Here is a 14,780-nt window from a genome sequence, read left to right as displayed (position 1 = left end):
CGCGTCGGCCGGTTTGTGGCGGCCTGCACAGTCAGGATTGATCGTCCGGCAGGCGCAGGGGAGCACCTACTGACATCCGCTCAATGATCGTCGTCGGCAGGACTATGCTTTCAGGGGGCCGATCATCACCTTTCAGGCGGCGGATCAGAAGCTCCGCCGCCGATTTTCCGAGTGCATAGACCGGCTGATCGATCACGGTGATCGGCGGCGTCGTCACGCTGGTCCAGTCGGCATCGTGGAAAGTGACCAGCGATATGTCCCGCGGAATGCCGAGGCCGCATTCCCGGATCGCCTTGAAGAGATCGAGCGCCACGACGCTGTCGGAGGCCAGGATTGCAGTTGGCCTGTCGGCGCTCCGAAGCATCTGCAGCAGCAGGGCATGGGACCTCTCCGATCGGCTGCTGCCGAAATGAATATTGCGCTCCGCATTCTCGATGTCGGCTTCGCGGCAGGCTTCAAGGAAGCCCAGGATGCGCTCCCGCACCGTGGAAGTATTGATCCTTGAAGCGGCACCGCGAAAATCCCCCGACAACACCGCGGCGGTGACATAGGCGATCCTACGGTGCCCGGCTTGGGTCAGCAAGCGGGTCGCACGTAGCGCAGCGTCGCGGTCATCCACCGTTACCGTGTCGACATCGAGTTCCGGCAGTGCCCGATCGAGCAGCGCCAGCGGGCACGAAATCTCCCTAAGGTGGGCGATGTCTCCAGCCTGGGCGGGCGTGACGATCAGCCCGTCGACCTGCTTTGCCAGGAGCACGCGTATGGCGCTCTTTTCCGCTTCGACCTCCTCACCCGAGTTGGCTAGAATGACGTTGATGCCCGACAACCTTGCGACATCGCTTATGCCGCGCACCGCGAGCGAGAAGAAAGGGTTCTCGATGTCGCCGACGACGACGCCGATACTGCCCGAGCGGCCGGTCGTCATGCTGCGCGCCAGCTCGTTCGGCCGATAACCCAGCGCCTTGGCCGCCTCCAACACGGCCGCGTGCACTGACTGACTGACCCGGCCATAGCCGCCCAGGACGCGCGCAGCGGTCGCCTTCGAAACCTTCGCCTCACGGGCAACGTCGCTAACGGTGATCGAAGAAACCTTGGGCGGACGCTTCATTGTGGAAAAATCGCTCTTCAAATTCGTTGACGGATGCTCGTCGCCATGCCTACAAATGTCAAGAGACCGGTCTCACTCGTGTTTGAGACCGGTCTCACAACAAAAAGAACGCCCTATGGCGTTGATCGCAGGCCGTACAGAAATTGTTCGCTGTGCCCCCCGCACGGACCGATCTTCAGAGTGGAGAACAACCATGCACATCAGACGTCTTTTCATTTCAAACCGGCGTCAGCGCGTCGGCGCCTTCATCTTGGCAGTCTCGCTTGCCGTCCTATCGCTGCCAAAGGCGTGGGCGACGGATAATCCATACAATCTCATAGATCCCAAGACGATCAGCGTCGGCACGATGGGAGATGCCAAGCCTTATGCCTTCACCACCGCCGACGGCAAGTTCACGGGGTTCGATCTCGAATTCTTCCTGAACGTGGCGGGTCGGATGGGCTTCAAGCCGGACCAGGTGACTTTCACCGGCCAGGAATTCTCGGCGCTGATGCCATCCGTCGCCAACCAGCGCTTCGACGTCGCGGTCGCCGCAATCGGAACGACCGAGCAGCGCAAGAAGACCGTCGATTTCTCGGAAGGCTATCTCGCCGGATATTTGTCGGTGCTGACGTCGGACCCCAAGATCACTTCCGCCGACGGCCTTGCCGGCAAGCGGCTCGGTGTGGTCCAGGGGACGCTGCAGGAGATTTATGCCACCAAGAATTTCAAGAACACGGACCTGGTGAAGTTCCCAGACAACAACTCGGCAATCGCCGCGCTCAACAATGGCACGATCGACGGACACTTCCTCGACTATGAAGCCGCCAAACAATATGGCGAGCGCTATCCGAGCCTGAAGATCGCGGTCAATATCCCCTCGTTTGACGCACCCGCTGGATTTGTGGTGCGCAAGGGCAACGATGCGTTCCGCGAGGCGCTCAACAAGGGCATCCACGAAGCCATGCAGGACGGCACCTGGCGGGACCTCTACCAGAAATGGTTCCCCGGATCGCCGATGCCGGATCAATACCTCCCCAAGAAGAACTGACCCGAACTCGGCCGCCGGTGCGAACGCCGGCGGCCGTTCCCTTGGCAGACGGCAAATGACCGGCCGAGCGGCGATTTGCGCCGCCTCGCAATGCAGGATGACGAATGGACTGGCTCGCAAATCTTCAACGGAGCTTCTTCGACTGGGACGCGATGGCATCGGTGCTGCCGTCGTTGCTCACTGTCGGGCTGAAGAACACGCTGATCCTCGCCGCGGCCTCGACGGTGCTCGGCATCCTGATCGGGATGGTGCTCGCCGTGATGGGCATCTCGCGCTCTGCCTGGCTGCGCATTCCGGCACGCGTCTATACCGACATCTTTCGTGGGCTCCCGGCCATCCTCACGATCCTCTTGATCGGCCAGGGCTTCGCCCGGATCGGGCGCGAGATCTTCGGCCCCTCGCCCTACCCGCTCGGCATCCTGGCGCTCAGCCTGATTGCCGGCGCCTACATCGGCGAGATCTTCCGCTCAGGGATCCAGAGCGTTGAGAGCGGTCAGATGGAAGCGTGCCGCGCTCTCTCCATGAGCTATGGCCAGGGCATGCGGCTGATCGTCATTCCGCAGGGCATACGCCGCGTGCTTCCGGCACTGGTCAATCAGTTCATCGGCAACGTCAAGGATTCCAGCCTCGTCTACTTTCTCGGCCTGCTGGCCTCAGAACGTGAGATCTTCCGCATCGGCCAGGACCAGGCAGTCGTTACCGGGAACCTGTCGCCCCTGCTTCTGGCCGGCATGTTCTACCTCATCATCACCGTGCCGCTGACCCACGTGGTTAACACCATCGACAACCGCTTGCGCCTCGGCAAGCAGAAGCCGGGCGGCGTGGTCAGCGGGTTGGTCGAGGTCGGCGAGTTGAAGGACACTGCTTCGTCGGGCGCGGCACGGCCGGCGATCAAGGCCGGCAGTCTCGAAGTGAGCGATCTCGACATGGCCTATGGCGAATTGCAGGTCCTGAAGCAAATAAGGCTCAAGGTCGAACCCGGCACTGTCACCTGCGTCATCGGGCCGTCCGGTTCGGGAAAGTCGACACTGCTGCGCTGCCTTAACCGGCTGGTCGAACCCAAGGCCGGTGACGTGCTGCTCGACGGCCAGAGCATCCTCGCGATGAAACCAGAGATGCTGCGCCGGCGCGTCGGCATGGTCTTCCAGCATTTCAACCTGTTTCCGAACCATACAGCGATCGAGAACGTAATGCTGGCGCTGACCAGGATCAAGGGCATGCCGGCAAGCCAGGCCAGGCGCACAGCCGAAGCGCGCCTAACTGAAGTGGGACTTGCCGCCCGCGCGGACTACCGTCCGAGCCGCCTTTCGGGCGGCCAGCAGCAGCGCGTGGCGATCGCGCGGGCTCTCGCGATGGAGCCCGAGGTCATTCTCTTCGACGAAGTCACCAGCGCGCTCGATCCCGAACTCGTCAAAGGCGTGCTCAACCTGATGGCCGATCTCGCTCGGCGCGGCATGACCATGATCGTCGTGACCCACGAGATGGGTTTCGCTCGCAAGGTAGCCGACCAGGTCGCGTTCATGGACGAGGGCTGCATCGTCGAGGTCGGGCCGCCGACGGAGATCTTCGACAGGCCGAAGAGTCCGCGGCTTAAGCAGTTCCTGGCCGAGGTGCTGTGAGGGACCCCGCGCCAGACGGCCGACGTGCTCAGCCTCCTTCAAACTCAACCCGTTGCGACAATCGAAAGCTGCACAAATGACTGGTAAATCCTCCCTCAAGGTCGTCATCATCGGCGGCGGCATCTTTGGCGTATCGACGGCTGTCCATCTCGCGCGGTTAGGTGCGGACACGACGCTCGTCAATGACGGTCCCGTTGCGAATGGGGCATCATCGCGCTCACTGGCGTGGCTCAATTCGGCGCGAATGCGCTCGGCGGCATATCACGAGCTGCGTGTTCAAGGCCTTGATCGCTACAAGGCTTTTGCGGCCAGTCGGGATTGCAGCGCCTGGCTGCGGTTCGGCGGCGGCGTCACCTGGGACGCCGACAATGCTTCCAATCAGATAGCAGAAATCCACCGGCACGAGCGGTCGATTGGCTACCAGACACAGCTACTCGCGCCTTCGGAACTCAGCGCCGTCACGCCTGGTGTCGACCCGCGCGCTGTCTCGCCTCAGGGCGCCATCTTCAATGCCGGCGAAGGCTGGGTAGACCTGCCTTCTCTGATCGACCTCCTCTTGAGGGAATTTCGCGAACTTGGCGGGCGCGTGATAACCGATGCCGGCGCCGCCGAGGTGACGCTCGCCAATGGCCGCGCCAACGGTGTAAGGATCGGCTCCGGCCAGGTGATTGTTGCCAATGCCGTGGTGGTTGCGACCGGTCCGGCAGTACCCGCCATGGCCGCGAAGGTCGGCCGGCGCATAGGCGACGGCACCACCCGTGCGCTCCTCGTCTTCAGCAAGCCGATCCAACATCCGCTCCGAGCCGTGCTTAACACGCCGCGCGTCGCCATCCGCCCGACGCCGAACGGCGCCTTCGCGCTGGATTCGGCCTGGTCTGAAGAGGAAGTCATCGTGCGCGACGATGGCACATACGAGGCCAAGCCATCCACGATCGCGGGGCTGCTCGATGAAGCCTCCAAGGTGCTGGAGGGCAATCCGAGGCTTGTCCTGGAAAGCCTTCACATGGGCCCGAAACCAATTCCGGCCGATGGCGAACCGGTCGTTGGCCAGTTGACCGGCATTCCTGGCTACCACGTCGTCTTCAGCCACAGCGGCGCGACGCTTGGCCTCGTGGTGGGAGAATTGCTCGCTGGTGAGATTGTCAGCGGCACACCTAATGCGTTGCTTGAGTCGTTCCGCCCGGCGCGGTTCGATAGCTGAGAAGCCGTTTGCCAAGCGATTGCCTTTCAGCTCAGATTGCGCTCGACCGGTACTCGCCGGCGCTAGCACGAGAAGCGGCAAAGGCATGGATCACTTCGACCTCGGCGCCTACCGCCGCCCCATCTCCACCTCCTCGGCCGAGACGCAGCGCTGGTTCGATATCGGGCTGAACTGGTGCTACGGCTTCAACCACGAGGAAGGGATCAAATGCTTCGAGAAGGCGCTGGAGAGCGATCCGGGCTGCGCTTTCGTGCATTGGGGCATCGCCTACGCCGCCGGGCCTTTCTACAATCTGACCTGGAAAGAGCATGGCAAGGCCGAGGCCGATCATGCCGCAAGGCGCTGTTTCGAGCACGCGCGGTTGGCGCAAGCGAATGCGGCGAGCGCTAGCCCTGTCGAACGGCGGCTAATCGAGGCGTTGGCTGATCGGTTCCAGCAGCCGCATGGCGTGAGCGCTGCGGAATTCGAGCAATGGGACGATGCCTATGCGGCCGCGATGCGCGAGGTCTATCGCGACTATCCCGACGACCATGACGTGATGGCGCTGACCGTCGAGGCGCTGATGATGCGTACGGTGCGGCGGCTGTGGAACCTCAAGACCGGCGCGCCGGCGCCGAATTCGGACGTGCTCGAAGCGCTGGAGATCTGCGAGCGCTCGATCCGGCTTTCGGACGAGGCAGGTGCCGCGCCACACCCGGCCGCCCTTCATCTGCATATCCACCTGCTTGAAATGTCGACGCAACCCGAACGCGGCATGCGCTCGGCGGAGCGGCTGGGCACGATGTGTCCCGATGCCGGCCATATGAACCATATGCCGGGGCACATTTACGTGCTGTGCGGCGAGTATGAGAAGGCGAAGATCGCCAGCGAGAAGGCGGTGCGCGCCAACGATCTCTACCTCGCCTACGCCGGCGAGCCGACCTATTACCTGCTTGGATGCTGCCACGACCTGCATCTGATGATGTTCACCTGCATGTTTCTTGGCCAGTACCGCCCAGCGCTCTGGGCGGCCGACAAGGTGCGCAGCCTGGTGACGCGCGACGTCGTCAGCATTCCGGAGCGGCCCAAGCTGACGCAGACGGTCGAGGGCTACCACGCGATGAAATCGCATGTGCAGGTGCGCTTCGGGCGCTGGCGCGAGATCATCGACGAGCCGATGAACGGTGAGCCCGGCCTCTATGTGGTGACCACCGCGCTCCAGCATTACGCCAAGGGGGTGGCGCATGCGACGCTGCGCGATTTCGCTTCCGCCGAACGCGAGCGCGATCTATTCAGCCGGCAAATCGAAAACGTTCCGCCGGAGCGCCGCTTCCTCAGCAACCCTACAAAAGCCTCGCTTGCGGTGGGCGCGGCACTTCTCGACGGCGAGATCGCCTATCACCGGGGCCGGCATGACGAGGCCTATGGTCATCTGCGGCGCGCGGTCGAGCTTGACGACAATCTGTCCTACACCGAGCCATGGGCCTGGATGCATCCGCCGCGCCACGCACTGGCGGCGCTGCTGCTGGATCAAGGCCACGCGACGGAGGCGGGACAGGTCTATCGCGACGATCTTGGCTTGAGCGGCGCCGTGCAGCGCTGCGCCCAGCACCCAGACAATGTCTGGGCGCTGCACGGGCTCGTCGAATGCCTGAAGCGGCGCGGCGAGAAAGACGAGCTGCCGGGATTGGAGGCGAAGCTGGCGGCGGCGCTTGCCAAGGCGGATGTGGCGATCACCTCGTCATGCCTGTGCCGGACGAGCGTGCAGGCGGACTGTTGCTGTTGTCACTAGACGGCTGTCGCTCCTCGACGGTGCCGGCCGCTACGAGAAAATCTCCGCCAGTTCGTCGATGCTTGCCCCTTCCTTCGCCTGGCGGAGCTCAACATAGCTCACTGCCGTGGCGATCGAGAGCACCATCGACACCACGGTCTGCACCAGCGCGGCTCCGATCTCGGCGATGATGCCGCCGAACAGCACGAGGACGAGCAAAATTCCCCACTGAATGATCATCGCGATGATGATGAGAATGAGGAACAGGCCGAACAGCGACCAGCGGCTGCCCTTGGTCAGGGCTCGGCTGCGCGACATAGAACCGAACACGCCCCGCCGTTCCTGGATCAGGACGGGCACCGACATCGACCAGCCGAGCCAAAGAATGATGCCGGGCACGATCAGCAGCATCAGGCCGATGCCCGCGCCGAGGGCGACGAGAATGCCGATCGCCAGCGTCGGCAGCAGAAAGCGGATTGCAATCTGGACGCAGTCGCCGAAGGACGGCCGCTTGCCGTTGAGGTCCTCGATGGTCGCCCGCACCAGCGCCGATTGCAGCAGAAGCGTGCACACAAAGGAAATCAGACCGGCGATGATGGTGATGTAGGAATTGCGAAATGCCGCGCTCGGATCAGGCATGGCACCAGGATCCCTTTGCAGAATGGCGTCGATCTGAGGCTGGGTCGCCATCCGGATCACCAATGTCGGCAGGCCGGCGAACAGCGCCGCCAGCCCCACGCAAAGCCCAATGTTTCGCCCGATTACCCCGAATGTATTGCTGAATACCCTGCCGATCTCGAACCTGCCGGGTCGTCCCAATGTCGCAGTGGTCATGATAATTTCCCCCGAGTCATCGTCTCATCCGATCGGTGACTTCAAAGTAAATTTGCCAAGATTGCGGGGCTGCGTCCAGTGCACTTGCAATTGTCATGGCGTATTGCCAGTGTCGGTCCCGAACCGCAGGTTGCAGGGGAAACGGGCGGGTGACAGCCGCAGGGACGGAAGACGCGGAACGGCTGGCACAGTTGCACAAGCAGCTGCTGACTGACGATTCGATCCAGTTCGGGCTGCCGACCTATGTGCGGCCCGAGCCGCCGCAGTGGCTGAAGCCGTTGCTGGACGGACTGGCCAAGCTCGGCCCCTACATGATCTATCTGTTCTGGGGCGCGGTGATCATCGGGGTCGCGATCATCGCTTTTCTGCTCCTCCTTGAAGCCAAAGGCGTCGCCTGGCGGCTGCCCTGGCGGCGCAAGCGCCAGGAGACCGAGGATAAGGAGGAATGGCGCCCGGACGCTGAAGTCGCCCAGGTCCTGCTCTCCGAGGCCGATGCGCTCGCCGCGCGTGGCGAGTTTGACGAGGCGGTGCATCTTCTGTTGCGCCGCAGCGTCGCCGATATCGCCACCCGCTTGCCAGACTTCCTGCGACCGTCGCTCACCGCGCGCGACATCGCGGCCGCCAGCTCGATCCCCACCCGGCCCCGCGCCGCCTTCAGCGAGATCGCCCGCATTGTCGAAGCCGCGCTGTTTGCCCGGCGGCCCGTCGGCGCCGAAGGCTGGCGGCAGGCGCGCGGCGCCTACGAGCGTTTCGCCTTCCGGGACGCCTGGGCATGAGCGCGGCGACGACGGAAACAGTGCAGGAACCGTTCAGCCGCAAGACGTTGTTCTGGGGCATTTTCGCCAGCCTTCTGGCCGCTGCCGGCTTCTTCCTGCTGTCCACCTATGCGCCCGATTTCCGCCAGCCTGAAGGCGGCGCCACGCCGTTTTCGAAAGGCGGCACCGGTTATGCCGGGCTTGTCGAATGGCTGAAGCTCACCAATGGACAGGCGCCGCCGATGGACCGCGGCGAGAAGGATCTGGATTCGCCGCTGGCTTCGACCTTCCTGCTCGTCGTCACCATCGCGCCGGGCAGCGACCCGGCCGCGCTCGATCACCTCATCAAGCTGCGCTCGGGCAAGGACACGCTGTTCGTGTTGCCGAAATGGCAGACCATGCCGTTGCTGGGCCGGGACGGTTGGGAAACAAAAATCGAACGGCTGCCGAACTCGGTCGTCAACGACTGGCTCGGTCGCATCGCCAAGGCGAAGCTTGGCGAAGGCAAGCCGACGGCCGACACGATCGATGTCCAAGGCCGCAAGATCGCCGCGCCGGACGAACTGCAATGGGTGGCGGACGATCATCCGCTGATCGCGGCCGGTGACGGCAAAGCCATCCTCACCGAGCTCGACAACGAACCCTTCTATATCCTCACCGATCCCGACTTCATCAACAATGCCGGGCTGAAGGACGAGCAGACGGCAGCCGCCGCGCTCGACATGATCGCCATGCTGGAGCCCGCCAAGGGCGCGGTCATGTTCGACCTGACGCTGCACGGCATCGGCCAGAAATACGATCTCGCCAAGCTCCTGGTCGAACCGCCTTTCCTGGCGCTGACGCTTTCGGTGCTGGTGGCGGCCGCGCTTGCCTTCCTGCACGGACTCGGCCGCTTCGGGCCGCCAAGGGCGGAAGGCCGCGCCATCGCCTTCGGCAAGCGGGCGCTGGTCGACACCACGGCGACGCTGCTCAGGCGCGCCGGGCGGTTGCAGGGGCTCGGCGACCGATACGCGGCGCTGGTGCGGCAGCGCGCCGGCGCGCTGCTTGGCGCGCCGCACGGGCTGCAGGGCGAGGCGCTCGACCGGTGGCTCGATTCCCGCGATAAAAGCGAGGCGCACGGCTTCACCCGGCGCTTCCAGGCCGCGAACGAATCCAACAATTTGGCAGCAATGCATGAAGCAGCCGAACAGCTGCATGACTGGACGACAAGGAGGCTCGGTGAACGTCGATGAAGTGAAGGCCCTGGCGAACGCGATCAGGGAAGAAGTGGCGAAAGCGATCACCGGCCAGCACGACACGGTCGACCTGATGTTGACGGCGCTGTTTGCCGGCGGCCATATCCTGCTCGAAGGCCCGCCGGGCACCGCCAAGACCATGACGGCGCGCTGCTTCGCGCAGGCGCTCGGCGTCGCCTATGGCCGCATCCAGTTCACGCCCGACCTGATGCCCGGCGACATCGTCGGCGCCAACATCTACAATTTCCAGACCGGGCAGTTCACGCTGACGCGCGGCCCGATCTTCTGCGATCTGCTGCTCGCCGACGAAATCAACCGCACGCCGCCGAAGACGCAGGCCGCCCTGCTAGAAGCCATGCAGGAACACGCCGTCACCTTCGACGGCACGACGCATTCACTTGGGCGGAATTTCATGGTGGTGGCAACGCAGAACCCGATCGAGCATCAGGGCGTCTATCCGCTGCCCGAGGCTCAGCTCGACCGCTTCCTGTTCAAGCACCGGGTAAGCTATCCGGACCTCGCGGAAGAGCGCGCCATCATCGTCAACCACGGCGGCGGCTCGGCCTCGCACGATATCGGGCAATACGGCATCAGGGCGCAGACCGACCGCAAGACGCTCGAAGCCGCACTTGCGACCGTCGGCGACGTCACGCTGGTCGGTGATGTCGTCGGCTATATCGCGGCACTTGTGCGCGGCACGCGCGAAAGCCCCGACCTGGAGGTCGGCGCCAGCCCTCGCGCGGGCGCCATGCTGGCGAGAGCCGCACGCGCCAGGGCGGCGCTCGACGGCCGCAACTATGTCATCCCGGACGACGTCAAGGCCTTGGCCGTACCGGCGCTGCGCCACCGCGTCGTGCTTTCGCCGGCCGCACAGATCGACGGGCGGCTGGTCGAGCAGATCGTCTCCGACCTCGTCGACCATACGGAAGCGCCCCGTTGATCTATCCGAGCGGGCGAGCGGTCTGGGCAGCGGCGGCGGGGGCGATCCCCGCCTTCCTGATCGCGCTCGCGCTGCCCTCTGTCTGGTATCTCGGCCTGTTGTGGATCTGCGTTCTGCTTGCCTTCCTGGCGGTGGATGCGGCCGCGGGCAGAGGCCGCGCCTCGCTCGATGCCACGCTAACGGCGCCGCCGCAGGTGGGCATCGGCGGTCGCTTCACGTTGCACATCGCGGCCGGTGTCGGGGCAAAGTTGCGGCGCCTGCAGGCGCGTGTCGGGCACGACCAGCGGGTTCAGCCGGTCGCCGGCACAGGCGGCGCGCTGCCGGCCGGTGGCGGCACGATCGATCTCGAATTCGAGGCCATCCGCCGCGGCATGGCCAGCTTCGACCGGCTCTGGCTGCGCTGGCAGGGCCCGTTCGGGCTGGTGTGGAACCAGGTCATATTGCCGGTCGACCGCAAGGTCGCGGTGCTGCCCAACGTCAACAGCGCGCGCGACGAGGCGATCACGCTCCTGCAGCGCTCGGCCCTTGCCGATGGCCATGCCAAGAAGCGCGCTGGACAGGGCCGCGAGTTCGAGGCGCTGAAAGACTACCAGCCCGGCATGGGCCGGCGCATGATCGACTGGAAGCGCAGCGCCCGCCACGGCAAGCTTTTGGCGCGCGAGTTCCGGATCGAGGAAAACAACAACATCGTTCTGGCGATCGACGGCGGCCGGCTGATGTGCGAGCCGGTCGACGACGTGCCGAAGGTCGACCGCGCGGTGACGGCGGCCCTTCTGTCGGCCTTCATCGCGCTCAAGAGCGGCGATCTCGTCAGCCTGTTCTCCTTCGACGCCAGGCCGCGCGTCTCCAGCGGCGCGGTGCGCGGCTCGCCGAGTTTCACGATGATCCAGAAGCGCGCCGCCGAGATCGACTATTCGACCGAGGAGACCAACTTCACCCTGGCGCTGACCACGCTGTCGGCCAAGCTCGACCGGCGCTCGCTGGTCATCGTCTTCACCGATTTCGTCGACCCGATCAGCGCCGAATTGATGCTGCGCACCGTCGGCCGGCTGACCGAGCGGCATCTGGTGCTGTTCATGCTGATGCGGGACGTGGAGCTCGAAACGCTGGCCGACATGGCGCCGGCGGCGCCCGAGGATGTCGCCCGCTCCGTCACCGCAGGCGACCTGTTGCGGCAGCGGCAGGTGGTGATCGGCCGGCTCAGGCTGCTCGGCGCGCATGTCATCGAGGCCGACCATCAGCGGCTCGGCCCGGCGCTGGTCGAGCGCTATATCCAGCTCAAGGAGGAGAACCTTCTATGACGCTCGCCGCCGGCACCGATGCGGTGCGCCAGTCGCTGGCGAGCTTCCGCCAGGAGCGCGAGGCCGACTGGAAAGCGTTCGAGGCGCTGCTGGCGCGGGTCGAGAAGCGCGCGCCGCGCGCGCTGTCGGAAGACGAATTGTTGTCGCTCCCCCTGCTCTATCGTTCGGCGCTGTCCTCGCTTTCGGTGGCGCGCGCGACCTCGCTCGACAGCGCCCTGATCGCCTATCTCGAGGCGCTCTGCCTGCGCGGCTATTTTTATCTCTACGGGGCGCGGCGGAGTTTGCGCACGCGCATCGGCGATTTCTTCCTGCGCGATTGGCCGGCGGCAATCCGCGATCTGTGGCGCGAAGTGTGGGCGTCGGTCGCCCTCACCGTGATCGGCGCGATCGCCGGCTATTGGCTGGTCGCCTCCGACAAGCGCTGGTACGACGCCATCATCGCGCCGAGTCTGGCCGGCGGGCGCAATCCTGATTCGTCGGCCGAGGTCTTGCGCAGCGTGCTTTACGGCGGCGGCGACCATTTCCTGTCCGGCTTTGCCGCCTATCTCTTCACACATAACACGCAGGTGTCGATCCTGGCCTTCGCGCTTGGCTTCGCCTTTGCCGTGCCGAGCGTGCTGATCGTCCTGATGAATGGCTGCATGCTCGGCGCCATTTTCCAGATCTATGCCGCCAAGGGCCTTGGCTTCGAGCTCGGCGGCTGGCTTTCGATCCATGGCACGACGGAACTGTTCGCCATCGCCATCGCGGGTGCTGCGGGTATGCGGATCGGCACCAGCATCGCCTTTCCCGGCGAACTGACCCGGATGGCGGCTGCCGCCCGGGCCGGACGCGTCGCGGCGACCGCCATGATCGGCGTCACGGTGATGCTGCTTTTCGCCGGATTGTTGGAGGGCATCGGCCGGCAGACGATCACCAGCGACATCGTCCGCTATTCGATCGGTGGCGGCATGCTCGCCTTATGGATCTGCTATTTCTACCTGTTCCGGATGGTGCGGCATGGCGACCGCTAGGACAGCGAAGGTCAAGAACCCGGCGGCATTGATCCGCCCGCTTGTCACGCCGGAGGGCATCGACCTGCGCGTGAAACTGGCGGATGCCGGCACCCGGGCTTCCGGATTCCTGCTCGACGTGGTGATCATCGTCGTGGCGGCAATCGTGGTCAGCCTCGTCGCGCTGTTCGGCCTTGGCGGGCTTGGCGTCCAGGATGCCGAGCCGCTGTTCATCGTCTGGATCATCTTCATCTTCTTCCTGCGCAACGTCTATTTCATCGCCTTCGAAGCGGGACGGCGGGCAGCCACGCCCGGCAAGCGCATGGTTGGCGTCAGGGTCGCGTCGCGCAGCGGCGCCGGCCTCACGCTGGACCAGGTCATCGCGCGCAACCTGATGCGCGAGATCGAGGTTTTCCTGCCGCTGTCGATCCTCGCCGCGCGCGCCAGCGCCGATGTCGCCGATACGCTGTCGACCATTTTCGGCCTGGTGTGGGCGCTGCTGTTCTCGCTGTTCCCGCTGTTCAACCGCGACCGGCTGAGGATCGGCGACCTGCTCGCCGGCACCTGGGTGGTCGAAGCGCCGAAAGTGGCGCTGGTCGAGGACCTGTCGCTGCGCAGGGACCCGATTGCCTCCCGCTTCCAGTTCAGCCCGGCGCAGCTCGACGCCTATGGCATCGCGGAGCTGCAGAAGCTGGAAGAAGTGCTGCGCCGCGACGATCATTCCGCGCTCAAGGCAGTGGCGGAGACGATCGCCCGCAAGATCGGCGCCAGGGTCGAGCCGATCGATTCAAAGGCTTTCCTCACCGCCTATTACGGCGAGCTCCGCGCACATCTGGAACGCAAGCTGCTGCTCGGGAACCGCAAGGCGGATAAGTATGCGCGCTAACGGGAGCCGAGGATGCCCGCCAGAACTAGCAAAGCAGAAGCGGCCAGGATCGAGCGTGCCATTGATGCCGCGGTTTCGGGATCCTGGGAGGAATTCGCAAAACTCACAGATGAACCGTTCGCAAACGATGCATCGATGAGGGAGCAATTCGAAGACTCTGCTCCCCGACTTCAGCAGGCCGGCGGAAATTGGGAAATGACCTCAGGCATAGGTATCGTGCCTGAGGATGGGACACGCGTGATCACAGTGATGATCAAAGCGCCGCCCACCGTGGACATCATCCTCACGCTGCACAGCATGAGCGATAGCGATGACAGCGCCATCAGCATTTGGACGTTTTTTCAGCAGTTGAATTGGGACGACTAGGCCCTGGGCTACCCCACCCACTTCTCATAATCCGACACCAGAAGGTGCAGCGGCGCGACGTCCTCGTCGATGTTGGAGAAGCGCCCGATCGGCTCGCGGAAGACGTTGTCGGTGAGATCGTCATTGACGGTTGAGACCTCGCCGATCAGCACATCCTTGCCCTCGGCCCAGAAGGCGTGCCAGACGCCGGGCAGCAGCGTGACGCTCTGGCCGGGATCGAGCTTCAGGAGCCCGCCGGCCGGCAATCTGGTGATGGTGCCGTCGACCGGCACCGAGACTTCGGCCTTGGGGTCGATGCCGCCGTCGCGGTCGTGCATGAACAGTTCCAGCACCAGCTTGCCGCCGCCGCGGTTGATGATGTCCTCGGCCTTGATGTTGTGGCGGTGCATCGGCGAGAGCTGGTCCTTGCGCGAGATCATGATCTTCTCCGCATAGAGCATGCCCATGCCGAGCTTCATGTCCTCGTATCGGCCGTTGCGCACGGTGAACAGGAACAGGCCAAGCTCGTCGAACTTCTCCTGGCCGTAGTCGGTGATGTCCCAGCCGAGGCGCGAGGTGAAGATTGCCGATGAGTCGGCCTTGTGCGCCTTCATCTCTTCCGGCGACCAATAGGCGAAGGGCGGCATGATGTAGCCGAACGAACGGATGAAGGCGTCGGCTTCGCGGATGATGTCGTTGATCTTGGAGCGTTTCATGGTGATTCTCCTCCGGCCGATGCCTTGCTGAAATCTGACCATCCGAATAGCCCAATGCCGGTCGGCTG

The 14,780-nt window shown here is 64.3% G+C and carries 14 protein-coding genes; 11 read left to right on the top strand and 3 right to left on the bottom strand.

The window, feature by feature from the left end:
• Positions 1-31: 31 nt before the first annotated feature.
• The gene (locus tag E5X34_RS10175) at positions 32-1,108 is read right to left on the bottom strand and encodes a LacI family DNA-binding transcriptional regulator (RefSeq protein WP_292563670.1); all 1,077 of its coding nucleotides are present in this window, start codon (positions 1,106-1,108) and stop codon (positions 32-34) included.
• A 193-nt stretch (positions 1,109-1,301) separates the two neighbouring features.
• On the opposite strand from E5X34_RS10175, the gene E5X34_RS10170 reads away from it, so the two are divergent.
• The 4 genes from E5X34_RS10170 (at position 1,302) to E5X34_RS10155 (ending at position 6,729) form a co-directional block, all read left to right on the top strand.
• Positions 1,302-2,138, top strand: coding sequence for an ABC transporter substrate-binding protein (locus E5X34_RS10170; protein WP_292563668.1), 837 nt, complete (start codon positions 1,302-1,304; stop codon positions 2,136-2,138).
• Between the two features lie 104 nt (positions 2,139-2,242).
• On the top strand, positions 2,243-3,757 hold the full coding sequence (locus tag E5X34_RS10165) for an amino acid ABC transporter permease/ATP-binding protein (RefSeq protein ID WP_292563665.1): 1,515 nt from the start codon (positions 2,243-2,245) through the stop codon (positions 3,755-3,757).
• A gap of 76 nt (positions 3,758-3,833) precedes the next feature.
• The gene (locus E5X34_RS10160) at positions 3,834-4,958 is read left to right on the top strand and encodes an FAD-binding oxidoreductase (RefSeq protein WP_292563733.1); all 1,125 of its coding nucleotides are present in this window, start codon (positions 3,834-3,836) and stop codon (positions 4,956-4,958) included.
• A gap of 85 nt (positions 4,959-5,043) precedes the next feature.
• A complete protein-coding gene (locus E5X34_RS10155; protein ID WP_292563663.1) occupies positions 5,044-6,729 on the top strand; it encodes a hypothetical protein in 1,686 nt (561 codons plus the stop codon).
• Positions 6,730-6,759: 30 nt separating this feature from the next.
• Here the strand turns inward: E5X34_RS10155 and E5X34_RS10150 are convergent, their stop codons facing one another.
• Entirely contained in the window at positions 6,760-7,542 is a 783-nt protein-coding gene (locus E5X34_RS10150; RefSeq protein ID WP_292563660.1) for a hypothetical protein, read from the bottom strand.
• A gap of 149 nt (positions 7,543-7,691) precedes the next feature.
• On the opposite strand from E5X34_RS10150, the gene E5X34_RS10145 reads away from it, so the two are divergent.
• The 7 genes from E5X34_RS10145 to E5X34_RS10115 are packed head-to-tail and all read left to right on the top strand — an operon-like array spanning position 7,692 to position 14,017.
• Positions 7,692-8,318, top strand: coding sequence for a DUF4129 domain-containing protein (locus tag E5X34_RS10145; protein ID WP_292563657.1), 627 nt, complete (start codon positions 7,692-7,694; stop codon positions 8,316-8,318).
• Entirely contained in the window at positions 8,315-9,529 is a 1,215-nt protein-coding gene (locus tag E5X34_RS10140; RefSeq protein WP_292563654.1) for a DUF4350 domain-containing protein, read from the top strand. The genes E5X34_RS10145 and E5X34_RS10140 overlap by 4 nt, the downstream gene beginning before the upstream one ends.
• On the top strand, positions 9,516-10,472 hold the full coding sequence (locus E5X34_RS10135) for a MoxR family ATPase (RefSeq protein ID WP_292563651.1): 957 nt from the start codon (positions 9,516-9,518) through the stop codon (positions 10,470-10,472). The genes E5X34_RS10140 and E5X34_RS10135 overlap by 14 nt, the downstream gene beginning before the upstream one ends.
• On the top strand, positions 10,469-11,773 hold the full coding sequence (locus tag E5X34_RS10130; protein WP_292563648.1) for a DUF58 domain-containing protein: 1,305 nt from the start codon (positions 10,469-10,471) through the stop codon (positions 11,771-11,773). The genes E5X34_RS10135 and E5X34_RS10130 overlap by 4 nt, the downstream gene beginning before the upstream one ends.
• Positions 11,770-12,786 (top strand): stage II sporulation protein M, encoded by a 1,017-nt coding sequence (locus E5X34_RS10125; protein ID WP_292563645.1) that lies wholly within the window; start codon positions 11,770-11,772, stop codon positions 12,784-12,786. The genes E5X34_RS10130 and E5X34_RS10125 overlap by 4 nt, the downstream gene beginning before the upstream one ends.
• Positions 12,773-13,651 (top strand): RDD family protein, encoded by an 879-nt coding sequence (locus E5X34_RS10120; protein WP_292563642.1) that lies wholly within the window; start codon positions 12,773-12,775, stop codon positions 13,649-13,651. The genes E5X34_RS10125 and E5X34_RS10120 overlap by 14 nt, the downstream gene beginning before the upstream one ends.
• A gap of 12 nt (positions 13,652-13,663) precedes the next feature.
• Positions 13,664-14,017, top strand: coding sequence for a hypothetical protein (locus tag E5X34_RS10115; RefSeq protein ID WP_292563639.1), 354 nt, complete (start codon positions 13,664-13,666; stop codon positions 14,015-14,017).
• Between the two features lie 8 nt (positions 14,018-14,025).
• Here the strand turns inward: E5X34_RS10115 and E5X34_RS10110 are convergent, their stop codons facing one another.
• The gene (locus E5X34_RS10110) at positions 14,026-14,712 is read right to left on the bottom strand and encodes a D-lyxose/D-mannose family sugar isomerase (protein ID WP_041011546.1); all 687 of its coding nucleotides are present in this window, start codon (positions 14,710-14,712) and stop codon (positions 14,026-14,028) included.
• Positions 14,713-14,780: the final 68 nt, after the last annotated feature.

Source organism: Mesorhizobium sp., assembly GCF_004963255.1.
Classification (GTDB): domain Bacteria; phylum Pseudomonadota; class Alphaproteobacteria; order Rhizobiales; family Rhizobiaceae; genus Mesorhizobium.
This window is presented reverse-complemented; position numbering and strand designations above follow the sequence as displayed.